Below are 14,078 nucleotides of genomic sequence, written 5' to 3' on the forward strand. Positions count from 1 at the left end.
GGGTGAGAAGCGCAGTCAGTAGGCGAGGGCCCGGTCGACGGCCTCGAGGATGCGGTCGGGGTCGGGCAGGTAGGTGCCTTCGAGCTTGGCGGGCGGGAACGGGGTGTCGAACCCCGACACGCGCAGCACGGGTGCTTCGAGCGCATAGAACGCCTCCTGCATGACCGTTGCGGCGATCTCGCCGCCCAGCGAGACGAAGCCCGGCGCCTCCTGCGCATAGACCATGCGGCCGGTACGGCGCACCGAATCCAGCAGCGGCCCGTAGTCCACCGGCGACAGCGAGCGCAGGTCGACCACTTCGCATGATGTGCCCTCGCCCTCCGCGAGGGCAGCGGCCTGCAGCAGCGTCGTGACCATGGCACCGTGGCCGACGAGCGTGACATCGGTGCCGCGGCGCACGATGCGCGAGGCGTGCAGCGGCAGTGCGCGCTCGTCGAGGGCGACTTCGCCCTTCTGCCAGTACTTCGCCTTCGGCTCGAAGAAGATCACCGGGTCATCCGAGGCGATCGCGTCTTGGATCATCCAGTACGCGTCGTTCGGGGTCGAGGGCGAGACCACCCGCAGGCCGGGAGTGTGCGCGAAGTACGTCTCGGGGCTCTCCTGGTGGTGCTCGACCGCACCGATGTGGCCGCCGTAGGGGATGCGGATGACCACCGGCATGCGCAGCGCACCCTCGTGCCGGTTGGTGATCTTGGCCAGCTGCGTGGTGATCTGGTCGAACGCGGGAAAGACGAACCCGTCGAACTGGATCTCGACCACAGGCCGGAATCCGGCCATCGCCAGTCCGATCGCCGTGCCGACGATGCCCGATTCGGCCAGCGGCGTGTCCAGCACGCGGCGCTCGCCGAACTCGCCCTGCAGGCCCTCGGTCACGCGGAACACGCCGCCGAGCCTCCCGATGTCCTCCCCCATCAGCAGCACGTGGTCATCGCCCTGCATCGCACGGCGCAGCCCGGCGTTCAACGCCTTCGCGAACGGCAGCGTCGTGACATCGGGCGTCGAGGGAGCCGAAGGAGTCGAGGGAGCCGACGGAGCGTCGAAACGTTCTGCGACCGCGCGATCGGTGCTCATCGGGTGCCCCCTTCCAGGGATGCCTCGTAGTCGGCCAGCCACGCCTTCTCGCGATCGATCAGCGGGTGCGGCTCGGAATACACGTGATCGAATATGGTCGAGACGGGGATCGTGCCCAGCTGCGTGGTGCGCTCGCGCACGTCTGCCGCGTAGTCGGCGGCCGCGGCATCCACCTCGGTGAACAACGCGTCGGACGCGCCCCGCCCGCGCAGGTACGCTCGCATGCGGTCGATCGGGTCCCGCCGTGCCCAGGATGCCTCTTCTTCGGACGTACGGTACTTCGTCGGGTCGTCGCTGGTGGTGTGGGCGCCCATCCGATAGGTGACCGCCTCGATCGCGCGCGGACCCCCGCCCGATCTCGCCTCGTCGAGAGCGATGCGGGTCGCCGCGTAGGCGGCCAGCACATCGTTGCCGTCGATGCGCACAGAGGGGATGCCGTAGCCCGCCGCCCGGTTCGCCAGCGGCACGCGCGCCTGGGTCGAGACCGGAACCGAGATCGCCCAGTGGTTGTTCTGCAGGAAGAACACTTCGGGGGTCTGGTAGCTGGCGGCGAACACCATCGCCTCGTGCACGTCGCCCTGACTGGAGGCGCCGTCACCGTAGTAGACGATGACGGCTTCGTCGCGGTCGACGTCGCCGGTGCCGCTGCGCTCGTCGAAGGCGAGCCCCATGCCGAACCCGGTCGCGTGCAGGGTCTGCGAGGCGAGCACGAGAGTGTAGATCCGGGTGTTGCCGTTGGCGGGATCGGTCGGATCCCACCCGCCGTGGGTCAGCCCGCGCATCAGGCGGATGATGTCGATCGGGTCGACGCCGCGGATCGTGCACACGACGTGCTCGCGGTACGACGGGAAGATGTGGTCCTGCGCGCGGGCGGCACGCGCCGAACCCACCTGCGCGGCCTCTTGCCCATAGCTCGGCGGCCACAGGGCGAGCTGGCCCTGCCGCTGCAGGTTCGTGGCCTGCGTGTCGAAGGCGCGGGCCACGACCATGTCGCGATAGAACTGCTCGAGCTCAGCATCGGCGAGCGCGTCGATCAGCGCGAGGTAGGGCTCTGCGGCGGGCGTGGGGGCGAAGGTGCCGTCTGCGGACAGGATCCGCACGATACCCGGGTCAGTGTCGTCCAGCGTCGTGGCGTCGGTCTGGGTCACCGTTCTACGCTAACCGCCCCGCGGGACGCGTTCTTCAACACCGTCGACAACGGATGCTGCAATTCGTAGTGCGAGCCTCACAGTTCGTCGCGATCGTCTCGGCGTCACCGACGCGCGGGATGCGTGGCCGGAAGCCCGGCGAGAACGGCGCCGGCGATCCGCTCGACGGGTTCGAGCGCCTCTTCCTCACCGACCGAGACACGGATGCCGTCACCGGCGAAGGGGCGGACGATGCAGCCTGCGGTCTCGAAGGCGGCTGCGGCATCCATCGTCTGCGCACCCGTGGCCAGCCACACGAAGTTGCCCTGTGCATCGGGCACGTTCCAACCCTGTGTGCGCAGCGCCGCGGCGAGCCGGTCCCGGCGGTCGGCGATCTCGCGCACGCGCTCGAGCAGTTCGGCCTCGGCGTCCAGGCTCGCCAGGGCCGCCTCTTCGGACTGCGCCGTCACCGAGAGCGGCACCGCGGTCGAGCGGGCGGCGTCGAGGATGCGGCGGTGTCCGATCGCGTAGCCGACGCGCAGACCGGCCAGGCCGAACGCCTTCGAGAACGTGCGCAGCACGACGACGTTCGGGTGGTCGTCACGTCCGAGCTTGGTCATGCCGTCGACGGCGTCGGGATCGGTGACGAACTCGGCGTACGCCTCGTCGAGCACGACCAGCAGATCGCGGGGAACCTTCGCCAGGAACGCCTCGAACTCCGCCTGGGTCACGGTCGGGCCGGTCGGGTTGTTGGGGCTGCACACGATCACCGCGCGGGTGCGGTCTGTGATCGCCGCCGCCATGGCGTCCAGGTCGTGCCGAGCGCCTTCTTTCAGCGGGACTTCGACCGGCGTGGCCCCGGCGACGAGCACCAGCCCGGGGTAGGCCTCGAACGACCGCCACGCGTAGACGACCTCGTCGCCGGGTCCGGCGGCGGCCAGCATCAGCTGCGACAGGATCGACACGCTGCCGGCACCGACGTGCACCTCGTCGGGCAGCACGCCGTAGCGCTCGGCGAGCCGCTGACGCAGGCGGGCGGCCGTGGCATCCGGGTACCTGTTCACCCCGACGGTGCGCCGCAGCGACTCGACGACGCTGGGCAGCGGCTCGTTCGGATTCTCGTTGCTGGACAGCTTGAACGCGTCGGCGCCGGCCTGCTTGCCCTGCTTGTACGGCGCGAGGGCAGCGATCTCGGGGCGGATGCGCACAGGAACGTCTTCGGTCACCCCTTGAGTCTACGAGGATGCCGCGGCCGCACGCTTGTGCCGTCTCGGGCGCTGAGCGAGCAACGCGGGCCGAAACGGGACGGCCGCGCGGGTGGGGAAATATCCCATGGGGCGATCTCGACAGCCGGGTCGGCGGTGCCCGTCACGCGCGGCTGACACGGACCCTTCGCCTGGCGGGCACGACATGCCAGACTGGGCGCATGCGCTTCCTCATCCGTGTGGTGATCAACGCCTTCGCGATCTGGGTCGTGACCCTCATCCCGGTGCTGCAGGTCTCGGTGCTGCCGATCAAGGTGGGCTGGGACGGCACGCTGTCCACGATCATCACGCTGCTGATCGTGGCGGCGATCTTCGCAATCGTGAACACCATCATCGGCACGGTGATCAAGATCGTCGCCTTGCCGCTGTACATCCTCACGCTCGGCTTGATCTCCCTGCTGATCAATGGCTTTCTGCTGTGGCTGACCGCCTGGCTCACGCACTGGTGGAGCTGGGGCCTGCGCGTCGAGGACTTCTGGTGGGGCGTGGTCGCGGCTCTGATCATCACGGTGATCAACTGGATCCTCGGCATCTTCCTGCGCCCGGCGCGCAAGCGCTGAGCCCCGTCAGCGGAATAACCCCACGCCCACGGACGCTGTCGCCTGTGTGACTGACGTGTTCGATGGACGGATGCTGTCGGCCGTCGTGATCGGCGCCGGCCAGGCCGGGCTCTCGGCGGCCTATTACCTGTCCGTGCGGGGCCTGCGGCCGTGGCAGGACTTCGTCGTCCTCGACGCGAACGACGGCCCCGGCGGGGCCTGGCGCCATCGCTGGGACACGCTGACATTCGGCCGGGCGCACGGCATCCACCCGCTTCCGGCAGGGCCCCTGGACCCACCGGATCCATCAGAGCCTGCGAACCGCGTGGTGCCGCGCTACTACGGCGGCTATGAGGAGCGCTTCCACCTGCCGGTGCTGCGCCCGGCCGCCGCCACCGCTGTCAGACGTATCGACGACGGTTTCGCGGTCGATACTGTGCGCGGACGGGTGCTTGCGGCATCCGTCATCAACGCCACCGGCACCTGGGACAGTCCATACCTTCCGTTCTACCCGGGTGCAGACCGGTTCGCCGGTCGGCAGCTGCACACGCGCGATTACCGCTCGGCCGATGAGTTCGCCGGATCGCGTGTGCTCGTGGTCGGCGGTGGAACCTCGGCCCTGCAATTCGTGCAGGAGCTGCACGCCCACGGGGTCGACACCGTGTGGGCGACCCGGCGCACGCCGCAGTGGGTGGCGCGCCCGTTCGACCCGGAGTGGGGCCTGGAGGTCGAGCGCTCCGTGTCGGCACGCACCCGGGTGGGACTGCCGCCGCTGTCGGTGTCGGCAGCGACAGGTCTGCGGTTGGATGACGTGTACCGCCCGGATGTGGCATCCGGCCTGCTCGTCAGCCGGGGCACGCTGGTCTCACTGTCGCCGAGGACGGCGGTGCTGGACGGCCCGGGGCCCGAGGGTGCAGGATTCCCGACACAGGGGGAGGCCGATGCCGTCGTCGACCCGACACGTGTCGAGCGGCTGCCCGGCCACGCCGTCGCCCAGGTCCCTGAGCGAGGCCTCCTGCAGGGTGGCGAAGGGCCGACGACCAGACTGTGGGAAGTGCCGATCGACGCGGTGCTGTGGGCGACGGGATTCCGGGCGCACATCCCGCATCTGCGTCCGCTCGCTCTGCGCGAGGCCGGCGGCGGCATTCTGATGGGCGAGGACGGGGTCACGGTCGAGCGCGTGCCGGGCCTGTTCATGGCGGGGTACGGCGCGTCCGCCTCGACGCTGGGCGCAACGCGCGCCGGGCGCAAAGCCGCGATGGCGGCGCTGCGCTTCGACGCCGATCACCGGCAGTCGGCGGATGCCGCCGAGCGAGTCATCGCGTAGCGGTCGGGAAGCGGCAATACCGGCGGCGAGCGAGGCGCCTATTCCTGCACGTGCGGCGGTCGGTTCACGCGCGGATGCAGGCGCACACCCGGCAGCGCCGGAGCGGGCAGGCGATCGAGCCCGTCGGGGTCGTGGCCGACGTACCCGTCGACCCGGCCGAAGCGGTCGCCATGGGCCTGCCACTCCTCGCGGTAGCGGGTGATCTCATCGGAGTTCCGACCGACGAAGTTCCACCACATGATGATCTCTTCGCCGAACGGGGCGCCGCCGATCAGCACGAGCCGCGCCGGCTCGATGCCTTCGTTGCGCAGATGCAGGATGCCGCTGCCGGTGCCCGTATATCCGACAGACGCGCGCGGCACGGTCACACCGTCGACGGTCACGTCGCCGGCGTCGACGAGTACTCCGTGCTCGAAGGCGGGGTCGACGTCCAGCGCGAGCACAGCACCCGGGTCGAGGCGGATCTCGGCGCCCACGAGCGGTGAGTGCACGTCGACCGGCGAGGTCTCGCCCAGCAGCGTGCCGAGGAACACGAGCGCCGATCCGCCCTCGAACGTGAGCGGCGACGGCGCATAGTGTTGAAAGCGGCGGGCGAGACTCTCGCGCACGGCATCGGGCAGGGCTACCCACAGTTGCACGCCGTGCAGCCTCGTGGTCTCTGCCGTCGAGACCTCGGAGTGGCAGATGCCGAAGCCGGCGGTCATCAGATTCAGCTCACCGGGGAGCACACGACCGACGTTGCCGCCCGAGTCGATGTGGTCGATGGCTCCCTCGAAAAGCCAGCTCACGGTTTGAAGTCCCGTGTGCGGGTGGGGTGCGACATCCATACCGCCGGTGGTCGACACATCGTCGGGCCCGTAGTGGTCGACGAAGCACCACGCGCCGATCATCGACCTCTGGCGCTGCGGAAGCGTGCGCCGCACGGTCATGGCGCGCGGGCCGCCCAGCGGAACGTCACGCGCCTCGATGATCTCAACTGCCACGCCGTCCGCGCACTCGGAGCGCGGACCCGGCAGACCGCCGTCGCGGCACACGACTTCGTCGGGATGCGCCTCGGTGTTGCTCATGCTGACATCTTCGCCTGTTTCGGGTCGCAGTGGCCGTGTTCAGGCGGCGACGGCCACCGGGGCGACAGCGGGCTCGGCGACCGCGACGGCGACCGGGCGCCCGACGAAGCGCTTGAGCAGCACGAGCAGCACCGCGGTCACGACGGTTCCGGCGAGCAGCGCCAGCAGGAAGCCCCAGATCGGATCGATCGCGAAGAAGACGAAGATCCCACCGTGCGGCGCACGCGACGACACGTCCAGCGCCATGCACAGCGCGCCGGCGACGGCTCCGCCGACGAGGTTCGCCGGGATCACCCGCAGCGGGTCGGCCGCCGCGAACGGGATCGCGCCCTCGGAGATGAACGATGCCCCCAACAGCCAGGCGGCGGCGCCGTTCTCGCGCTCCACGGTCGTGAAGCCACGGCGGTACAGCACGGTCGAGGCCAGCGCCATCGCCAGCGGCGGCACCATGCCCGCGCACATCACGGTGGCCATGATGTGGAAGCTCGCCGGCGTCTGCGCGGCCAGTCCTGCCACGGCGAAGGCATAGGCGGTCTTGTTGACGGGTCCGCCCAGGTCGAAGCACATCATGAGGCCCAGGATGATGCCGAGCCCGACCGCGCCCGCACCGGTCAAGCCGTTGAGGAACTCGGTCATCCGCTCCATCAGCCAGGCGATCGGCGCCCCGAGGATCAGCAGCATCAGCCCCGACGAGATGGCCGACGCCAGCAGCGGAATGATCACGACCGGCATGAGGCCTCGCAGCCAGCGCGGCACGGCGGGCTTGCCGATGAGGTACGCGACGTACCCTGCAATCAGGCCGCCGACGAGGCCGCCGATGAAGCCGGCGTTCATGAAGACGGCGACGGCGCCCGCGACGAAGCCTGGAGCGATGCCCGGCCGGTCGGCGATCGCGAAGGCGATGTAGCCGGCCAGAGCGGGCACGAGGAAGCCCATGCTGATGTTGCCGATCTCGAACGCGATCGCGCCGAGGTAGTAGACGAGGCCCTCGGGCGGCAGGTTCCACACCGCATAGTGCTGCAACGTGTAGACGGCGTTGCTCACACCGCTGTCGCCGTGCGCCGACGCGATCGCATACCCGGCCAGCAGAAAGCCGATCGCCATCAACAGCCCGCCGCCTGCGACGAACGGGATCATGTAGCTGACGCCGGTGAGCAGGATGCGCTTGATGCGCGCTCCGCCGGATTCGGCCGGCGCGACGGCTGCGGGCGCGGTACCTGCGCCGACCACCCGTTCGGCGTGGGGGTCGGATGCCGCAGCCACGGCCTGCGCGAGCAGCTGCTCGGGGTGCTCGATGCCGGCCTTGACCGACGCGCGCACGACCGGCTTGCCCGCGAACCGCTGCGGCTCGCGCACATCCACGTCGACCGCGAAGATCACGGCGTCGGCGGCGTCGATGACGTCGGCGGGCAGCGCCTTGTATCCGCTGGAGCCCTGCGGCTCGACGGCCAGGTCGACGCCGGTCTTCTTTCCCGCGGCGGTCAGCGCGTCGGCGGCCATGAACGTGTGGGCGATGCCGGTGGCGCAGGCCGTGACCGCAACGACCCGTACACCGGATGCCGCGGCTGGAGCGGCCGCAGTCGCAGCGTCGTCCGCGGCGGCCTCGGTTCCGGCTGGCACAGGCGCGCTCACGACAGCGCCGGAGTCGTCGGCGCCGGCCGCGGCATCCCGCTCCTCTTCACCGATCGCGACCCACACGATGTGCGTGACCTCGTCAGCTGTGGCTGCGGCACGCAGTCCGTCGGTGAAGTCGTCCTGCATGAGGTTGCGGGCGAGCTGAGAGAGCACGGCGAGGTGCGCCTCGGCCGCATCGGCCGGTGCCGCGATGAGGAAGACGAGGTCGGCCGGCCCGTCGTCGGCGCCGAACTCGACACCCGGTGACAGCCGCGCGAACGCGAGCGACGGCTCGGTGACCGCAGTACTCTTCGCGTGCGGAATCGCGATGCCGCCGGGCAGGCCGGTTTCATCCTTCTGCTCGCGGGCCCACGCGTCGGCGAAGAGCGCCTCAGCGTCCGTGGCGCGGCCCTGGTTCGCGACGCGCGCGGCGAGCGCACGGATCACGGCAGCCTTGTCGGCGCCGAGGTCGGCGTCCAGACTCACGAGCTCGGGGGTGATGGTGTGGGACATGATGACCTCCGTCGGTCAGGGGGTGAGATTCAGATGCGGGTGACCGCGATGTCGGCGCGGGAGAGGTCGCCGGGTTTCGGCACGCCCGTTGCGGGCAGGGATGCCGCTGCCGCGCCGTGCCGGATCGCCGAGGTGAGGCGATCGGCAGCCGAACCGCCGGCGCTGTCGGCGAGCAGATAGCCGGCGAGCGAGGAGTCGCCTGCTCCGACCGTGCTGCGCACGCGGATGACGGGCGGCACGGCGGCGAGCGTCTGATCGGAGTCGACGAGCACGGCTCCGCTGCTGCCGAGGGTCACGAGCGCCGCTCCGATGCGTTCGGGGACGAGCGTGCGGGCGGCACGCGCCGAGGCGGTCACGAGCGAGGGTGTTGCGGCGTCGTCGAGCGCGACTCCGGTCAGTTCCACGAGCTCGTGCTCGTTCGGCTTGATCAGGTCGGGGTGCGCACCGGCGACGACGCACTGCAGAGCCGGGCCCGAGGCATCCACCGCGATCCGCGGAGCCGCGTGGCCCCAGCGATGACGCACCGCGTGGATGAGCGTGGCGTAGAAGCCGTCCGGAACGCCGGGTGGCAGCGATCCGGCCAGCACGACCCAGTCGGCGCCCTCGGCGGCCGCAACGACCGCGGTCTGCAGTGCGGCCAGCTCCGCGGTCGACGGCGTGGCGCCGGGCAGATTGAGCTTCGTCGTCGTGCCGGCGGGATCGGTGATCGTCACGTTGGACCGGCAGTGCCCGGCAACCCGAACCGGTCGGATGTTCAGGTGTGTGGCCGCGAGCGCGGCAGCGTACGGGTCGTCGTCGGCGAGCGGCAGCACCGCCGCCGTGTCGGCACCCGCCGCGGTCAGCACGCGAGCGACGTTGACTCCCTTGCCGCCTGCGTCTTCGCGGGTGGATGCCGCAGCCTGCACCTCGCCCGGCCGCAGCGGTGCCTCGAGCACGATCGTGCGGTCCAGCGACGGATTCATCGTGACGGTGACGATCATGCGACCCAGACCTCGGTTCCCGCGTCGGCGAGGGCGGCGGCGAGGGTGCCGGTGGGTGCGACATCGGTGACGAGCACATCGATGTCGTCGAGGCCGGCGAATCGCACGAGCGACTCGGCGCCGAACTTTCCGGCGTCGGCGACCAGCACCACACGGCGCGCGGCGCGAACGAGTGCTTCTTTCACGGCGGCCTCTTCGGAATCGGGGGTGCTCAGCCCGAACGCCGCCGAGATGCCGTTGGTGCCGACGAACACGATGTCGGGGCGCAGGCCACCGATCGTGCGCACGGTGCCCGCACCCACGGCGGCAGCCGTCACGCCGCGCACCCGACCGCCGACGACGGTGAGGGCGACACGATCGGCTGCGGCGAGTCCCGGCGCCAGCGACAGCGAGTGCGTCACGACCTCGGCCGTGCCCCCGGTCGCGGCAAGCCGTGCGGGCAGCAGCTCGGCGACGGCGGCGGTCGTGGTGCCGGCATCGAAGAACACCGATCCGCGGAATCCGTTGCCGAGCGCCTCCAGCGCACGCGACGCGATCGCGGCCTTCGCCTGCGTGCGGCGGTGCGAGCGCTCGGTGACCGTGGGCTCGATCGTGCTGTGGTTTGCGTGCGCGACAGCACCGCCGTGCACTCGACGCAGCGCCCCCGCGCGCTCGAGGGCGTCGAGGTCGCGGCGCACCGTCTCGGTTGTGACACCGAAACGGTCGGACAGGTCCTGCACCGAGACCCGCCCGTCGTCGCTCAACAGCTGCTCGATGAGCTCCTGCCGCTCCGCTGCATACATCGCCGCCTCCTGTGGTTTCCCACACATTACAACACATATCAACACAAAACAAGAGTTGATTTATGTTGTATTGCGAGGCTGCGGATGCTCACCACGTGACGAATCAGCTGGGACTGCTGAGCATCGCGGCATCCCGAATCTCGGGTTGACCGTCAGACGAGTCGATCGAGAGGCGGGAACCGCGTCAGCAGCCGGGGCCGCTCGGTTTCTCGGTGCATGTGCGGGCGACGAGCGCCGTGTGGGCTTCGTAGACCCGGATGCTCTGGCCCGCGCTGGTCGACGTCACGAACCCCGCGACCGGCCGCCAGACACCATCGCCGAAGTTCACGGTCGCCGCGTAGGACACCGTCACCGCCGCCATATAGGTGCCGCGCTCACGGTAGGCGTGACTCGTGCCCGTCGGCGTGAACTGCGGATCGCCCGACGCCGACCACCTCGTGCCCGCGGTGCGCGAAGTGCGGGTCGTGCCGTCGCCGTACGCGAACGAGTAGTGGTCAGGCGTGAAACGCACGGAGACCGCGAAATCGAACAGCTCGCCCCGCAGCGTCTGCGTCTGAGCGGTCGCCACGAGATTCGTGGGCATGCCCACGATGCCGATCCCGTCCGGCTCGCTGGCCAGCGCCGGCGCGACCGGCCGGAACGACACCAGATCGGTCAGCGTGACAGCCGGGATCGCGCGGCGCCTCACCGAGGGCGTCGGCGACGGCTTGGGTCTGGCGTTGCCGTTGCAGGCGACGTCGGGCGCGACGCAGTCCACCGCGGTGAGCGGGTCGGGGGGCGCGGGCGGGCGGTCCTGTCTGGGTCGCGATCCGACACCGCCACCATGGGTGGCGTGCGGTGCACCTTGCGGTGGCGGTGCACCATTGTCACGATCGGAAGAATAGTGGCTGGGCGACGATCGAGAATCCTTCAGCACAACGCTGCCGTCTGTGACCGAGGCGGTCGGGCATGGGCCCGTATATCTCGTAGCCTGATCGCACTCAACGGCCGACGCTGAGGTTGGAAAGGCCAGCACAAGCAACGCAGCCAGCGCCAAGACCGCAGTCAACCGTCGCACGCGAAATCATCCCCCGCAATGCTTGAGATGAGAAGCCCCGTTGGCGATGTCGATGCCTGATCGAATTCCAGCCGTAAAGGCTGGATGCTGGGACGATCCGGTCGGACTAATGACTTACCGCTCTCGTCCCGGACGGTAACTGCGCTTACGTCCATACACACGCGCAACGAGAAAATCGTCCTGTCGGTGGGCGAAAACGTCCCCGGCATCACTTGTCCAGGTTTGGTCTCGCCCGCGACAGTCCAGCCGTCGGCGTGCATCTTGGTGAGCGACTTCTTTTCGCTGTCGAGGGCGTCTCCCGTCTCCCAAAAGTAGACGTCCTCGAAAGTCGATGGATCGCTTATAACCATCGCGTTCGTCGCATCGATGTAGTTGCGGTAGGTCTGCTCAGCGGCGGCGTAGGCCTGCTGCTCACTCGTGAAGTGAGGCGTTGGAGTCGGCGTCGACGACGTCTGCGGCGCACAGCCGACGAGCAGCGCCGCGCCGATCAGTGCGCACAGCGCCGTCGCCACAGGGGTTCGCCGACGAAAAGTCACCCGCCCACGGTACCGAGTCGACGGCACCCGCCTCGAAAGTTATCCACAGTAGGCGCGAAATCGCCACTCGCCGGATGATGCGGGATGCGGCAGCCGCAACCCCGCCGCGCCCGCCTACGCTGAAAGGGATGAGAAAGCGCAACCTCGCCGTGCTGATCGTCGCCGGCGTGGTGGCGATCGGGGCCGCCGCCGCCATCGGCGGGCCGCTCGTGTATCGCAACGCGGCAGCCGATGCCGCGGCTCCCGCTCCGACGGTGACGCTCGATTCGGCCGCGACCAGCGGCGCACCGATCGATGCCGCCGACGTCGACGGCGGCTGGCACGTCGGCGACGGATCCTATGCGGGCTATCGCGTCGACGAGGTGCTCAACGGCGTCGACGCGACGGTGGTCGGACGCACCGCGAAAGTCACGGGCGAGGTCACAGTGACCGATCAGACCGTGGCTGCGGCATCCATCACCGTCGACGTCGCGTCGATCGCGACCGACCAGGGCAGCCGTGACTCGTACTTCCGCAACACGGCGATGCAGACCTTCCGCTACCCGACCGCGACGTTCGTGCTCACCCAGCCGGTGGCCGCGACATCCACCCCGCGCACCGGCGCGACGCAGACCGTGACCGCTACGGGCGATCTGACCCTCGCGAACAAGACGCGCCCGGTCACGGTCCGGATGGATGCCGCTTTCGACGGCACTCATGCGCAGGTCGTCGGACGCATCCCCATCACGTTCACCGACTTCGGCGTTCAACCACCCAGCCTGGGGTTCGTGCGCGTGGAAGACAACGGGTTCGTCGAATTCTCGCTCACCCTCACCCGCTGACGAGCACCGCGGAACACCAACCGTGCCGCAGGATCACGGCACGCGCGGCTCGCCGAGGCCCAGCATGAGCCGATTCGCCCAAGCGAAGAAGGCGGCAGCATGGATGGCATCACTGATCTCGGCGTCATCCAACCCCGCGGCACGCAGCGCGTCGGCGTGAGCGGGGGTGAACGCCGGCGGGGTCTGTGCGAGAGCGGCGGCCGCGTCGATGAGTGCCCGCCAGCGTGGCTCCTGCGCACCGGCAACACCTTCATCCAGCAGGCGCTGCACGTCGTCGGGTCGCTTGCTGTAATGCGCGGCGAACCGACTGTGCACGGATGCACAGAAGATGCAGCCGTTCACGCGCGAGGTGGCCGCTGCGCTCAACTCGCGCTCGGCACGCGGCAACCCGTCGGCGGTGTTGTAGAAGATGTCCTTGTCGGCCAGCGTGCGTGACTTCAGGATCGCGGGATCACGGGCCAGGAGCCGGAAGTACGGGCTCTTGGCGCGGCCGGGGTCTACCAGCGCATCGCGCTGCTCATCGGTGAGGTCCGATTCCTCGACCGGCGGTACCCAGGGAGCCCAGTCCAGCTGGGCGGTGGAGAACCGCGTGGGCCGCCCCGAAGCCTCCGACGCCTCGGCTACCGTGTCCGACGCGCCCGGCGTGGCGGTTTCGTCGGTGCCAGATACGGCGTGCGCGCGGCGGGCGACGGGTTCGGCATGCACGAGCGGGCTGCCAGCGAGCGCCGCCAGCCCAGCAGCGACCCGCTGCTGATAGCTGAGGAACGCGATCTCCTGTGAGATCGTCACGATGGCCGATGCCGACCAGCCGGCATCCGTCAAAGCGGTCAGCCAACTCGGAGCCGCATCCCGCGGGTGGAACACGACCGCGTGCGCGTATTCGAGAGCCGCGGCCAGCGGCGCCCCCACGCGTTCGACGAGACCTGCGGGCGCGCGGTACGTCGGTCCGGCTTCGTTGAACGCCGCCAGCTCGGCCGACGGAAACCTGCCGTACGGGCCATGCACGGCGGCGGACGCCGCGGCTTCACCGACGGCAGTCAGGCGGGCATCGACGCCGTCGCCCGAGCTGTACCGCTGCGCGGCCTGCTCGTCTCCGTGCAGGCGCGCGGTGAACACGGCAATGGCGGTGCGGTCGGCCAGCGATACGGCAGCGCCAGCAGGAACGTCGACGAAGAGGGCGTCGTAGCTGGCTTGGGTCTGGGCAATGGTGACGGGCCGGCGCGCGCGCAGCGCGCGGACAGTGGATGTCTGTGCGGCGGTGAGCCCTTTCAGGAGCTCATCGACCGCATCGATGGGCGCGATGGCCGTGTCGGCGGGCGCAGAGACGGTGTCGGCAGATGTGGTCATGACGATGCTTTCTGGTGGAGAGGGGGCGACGA

Annotated in this window: 13 protein-coding genes; 3 read left to right on the top strand and 10 right to left on the bottom strand. The window is 69.7% G+C overall.

Translation table 11 applies throughout. The annotated features are described in order from the left end of the window. Positions 1-15: 15 nt before the first annotated feature. The 3 genes from QU603_RS15105 to QU603_RS15115 form a co-directional block, all read right to left on the bottom strand. A complete protein-coding gene (locus QU603_RS15105; RefSeq protein ID WP_308492198.1) occupies positions 16-1,071 on the bottom strand; it encodes an alpha-ketoacid dehydrogenase subunit beta in 1,056 nt (351 codons plus the stop codon). Beyond that, a complete protein-coding gene (locus QU603_RS15110) occupies positions 1,068-2,219 on the bottom strand; it encodes a thiamine pyrophosphate-dependent enzyme (RefSeq protein ID WP_308492199.1) in 1,152 nt (383 codons plus the stop codon). Before QU603_RS15110 ends, QU603_RS15105 begins: the two co-directional genes overlap by 4 nt. Before the next feature lie 104 nt (positions 2,220-2,323). Continuing rightward, a complete protein-coding gene (locus QU603_RS15115; RefSeq protein ID WP_308492200.1) occupies positions 2,324-3,424 on the bottom strand; it encodes a histidinol-phosphate transaminase in 1,101 nt (366 codons plus the stop codon). Between the two features lie 200 nt (positions 3,425-3,624). On the opposite strand from QU603_RS15115, the gene QU603_RS15120 reads away from it, so the two are divergent. Further along, on the top strand, positions 3,625-4,023 hold the full coding sequence (locus tag QU603_RS15120; RefSeq protein WP_308492201.1) for a phage holin family protein: 399 nt from the start codon (positions 3,625-3,627) through the stop codon (positions 4,021-4,023). 46 nt (positions 4,024-4,069) lie between these two features. After that, on the top strand, positions 4,070-5,329 hold the full coding sequence (locus tag QU603_RS15125; RefSeq protein WP_308492203.1) for an NAD(P)-binding domain-containing protein: 1,260 nt from the start codon (positions 4,070-4,072) through the stop codon (positions 5,327-5,329). A gap of 38 nt (positions 5,330-5,367) precedes the next feature. Here QU603_RS15125 and QU603_RS15130 read toward each other — a convergent pair whose 3' ends face one another. From QU603_RS15130 to QU603_RS15155, 6 genes are all read right to left on the bottom strand, one after another. Continuing rightward, a complete protein-coding gene (locus tag QU603_RS15130; protein ID WP_308492204.1) occupies positions 5,368-6,396 on the bottom strand; it encodes a pirin family protein in 1,029 nt (342 codons plus the stop codon). A 39-nt stretch (positions 6,397-6,435) separates the two neighbouring features. Beyond that, the gene (locus QU603_RS15135) at positions 6,436-8,523 is read right to left on the bottom strand and encodes a PTS fructose transporter subunit IIABC (RefSeq protein ID WP_308492205.1); all 2,088 of its coding nucleotides are present in this window, start codon (positions 8,521-8,523) and stop codon (positions 6,436-6,438) included. A 29-nt stretch (positions 8,524-8,552) separates the two neighbouring features. Further along, positions 8,553-9,503, bottom strand: a complete 951-nt coding sequence (locus QU603_RS15140; protein ID WP_308492206.1) for a 1-phosphofructokinase family hexose kinase — start codon at positions 9,501-9,503, stop codon at positions 8,553-8,555. Continuing rightward, positions 9,500-10,285, bottom strand: coding sequence for a DeoR/GlpR family DNA-binding transcription regulator (locus tag QU603_RS15145; protein WP_308492207.1), 786 nt, complete (start codon positions 10,283-10,285; stop codon positions 9,500-9,502). Before QU603_RS15145 ends, QU603_RS15140 begins: the two co-directional genes overlap by 4 nt. A 184-nt stretch (positions 10,286-10,469) precedes the next feature. After that, the gene (locus tag QU603_RS15150; RefSeq protein WP_308492208.1) at positions 10,470-11,042 is read right to left on the bottom strand and encodes a hypothetical protein; all 573 of its coding nucleotides are present in this window, start codon (positions 11,040-11,042) and stop codon (positions 10,470-10,472) included. Positions 11,043-11,329: 287 nt separating this feature from the next. Continuing rightward, positions 11,330-11,854, bottom strand: a complete 525-nt coding sequence (locus QU603_RS15155) for a hypothetical protein (protein ID WP_308492209.1) — start codon at positions 11,852-11,854, stop codon at positions 11,330-11,332. A 152-nt stretch (positions 11,855-12,006) separates the two neighbouring features. Here QU603_RS15155 and QU603_RS15160 point away from each other — a divergent pair, with 152 nt between their 5' ends. Further along, entirely contained in the window at positions 12,007-12,699 is a 693-nt protein-coding gene (locus tag QU603_RS15160; RefSeq protein ID WP_308492210.1) for a YceI family protein, read from the top strand. Between the two features lie 33 nt (positions 12,700-12,732). Here QU603_RS15160 and QU603_RS15165 read toward each other — a convergent pair whose 3' ends face one another. After that, positions 12,733-14,046 (bottom strand): alkylhydroperoxidase domain protein, encoded by a 1,314-nt coding sequence (locus QU603_RS15165; protein ID WP_308492211.1) that lies wholly within the window; start codon positions 14,044-14,046, stop codon positions 12,733-12,735. Positions 14,047-14,078 lie beyond the last annotated feature (32 nt).

Source organism: Microbacterium terrisoli (assembly GCF_030866805.1).
Taxonomy (GTDB): Bacteria; Actinomycetota; Actinomycetes; order Actinomycetales; family Microbacteriaceae; genus Microbacterium; species Microbacterium terrisoli.

What these genes read in the sequence shown, in the direction of transcription:
- QU603_RS15135 (WP_308492205.1), bottom strand. Translation starts at nt 8,523, where the DNA reads ATGTCCCACACCATCACCCCCGAGCTCGTGAGTCTGGACGCCGACCTC.
- QU603_RS15145 (WP_308492207.1), bottom strand. Translation starts at nt 10,285, where the DNA reads ATGTATGCAGCGGAGCGGCAGGAGCTCATCGAGCAGCTGTTGAGCGAC.
- QU603_RS15105 (WP_308492198.1), bottom strand. Translation starts at nt 1,071, where the DNA reads ATGAGCACCGATCGCGCGGTCGCAGAACGTTTCGACGCTCCGTCGGCT.
- QU603_RS15165 (WP_308492211.1), bottom strand. Translation starts at nt 14,046, where the DNA reads ATGACCACATCTGCCGACACCGTCTCTGCGCCCGCCGACACGGCCATC.
- QU603_RS15130 (WP_308492204.1), bottom strand. Translation starts at nt 6,396, where the DNA reads ATGAGCAACACCGAGGCGCATCCCGACGAAGTCGTGTGCCGCGACGGC.
- QU603_RS15140 (WP_308492206.1), bottom strand. Translation starts at nt 9,503, where the DNA reads ATGATCGTCACCGTCACGATGAATCCGTCGCTGGACCGCACGATCGTG.
- QU603_RS15160 (WP_308492210.1), top strand. Translation starts at nt 12,007, where the DNA reads ATGAGAAAGCGCAACCTCGCCGTGCTGATCGTCGCCGGCGTGGTGGCG.
- QU603_RS15120 (WP_308492201.1), top strand. Translation starts at nt 3,625, where the DNA reads ATGCGCTTCCTCATCCGTGTGGTGATCAACGCCTTCGCGATCTGGGTC.